Genomic DNA, 705 nt, shown 5'->3' with positions numbered 1-705 from the left:
TCCACCTCCTCGTACACACCACCGCGCCCCTGGGTGAACAGCGCCATGTAGTCGAAGAAGTTGAGCCCGAGTCCGCGCAGCAGCACGGTTTCGCCGGGACGGATGCCCGACAGGTCCACGTCGGCCGGGTTGGCCGGGGCCAGGTAGGTCAGACCGCTGCTTTCGGCGTACTCGGTCAACTTCCGTTCGGTGTCGGAGAGTTGGGCCGGTACATGGCCCTGTGCGAGGACGACCGCGGACAGGCCTGTCAGCCGGGTGCCGTCCTCGAGGACGATGGTCTGCTCCCCCGTCGACCCGCCCGGGGTGTCGTCGTGAAGGGCGACGGCCCGTACGGGGTGGGTGCGCCCCGTCACGTGTGCGGCGGCGCCCGCCACGACCCGCTGGAACGCCCACGTCAGATAGCAGCCGTAGAGGGCGCGGGTGGGGTAGGAGTCGGGGCCCAGACGGCGTGCCTCGGCGAGGACCCCGTCGTCGTAGCCGGCCTGCGGGGCGGCCTCGAGGGTGTGCGAGACCAGCGCCTTGGCCCACTCGTACAGGCTCGGTCCCTCGTCCAGCGGGCCGTCGATGCGGACACTGGCGTCGGTGTAGACCGTGACCTGCGAGGACACGGTGTTCATCAGCAGATGCCGGGACTGGGTGGGGCGCCACACGCGTCCCGAGCCGGGCGGGTCCGGGTCGACGACATGCACGGTGACGGTGTCCCAG

Annotated in this window: 1 protein-coding gene; it reads right to left on the bottom strand. The window is 70.8% G+C overall.

Annotated elements, in window-relative coordinates; genetic code table 11:
* A partial coding sequence (locus tag TN53_RS41495; RefSeq protein ID WP_046264070.1) for an FAD/NAD(P)-binding protein occupies nt 1–705 on the bottom strand: 705 nt, incomplete at both ends.

This window comes from Streptomyces sp. WM6386, from assembly GCF_000972385.1.
Taxonomy (GTDB): Bacteria; Actinomycetota; Actinomycetes; order Streptomycetales; family Streptomycetaceae; genus Streptomyces.
Note: the sequence above shows the minus strand (reverse complement) of the source record. Positions and strands in the feature narration are given on the sequence as shown.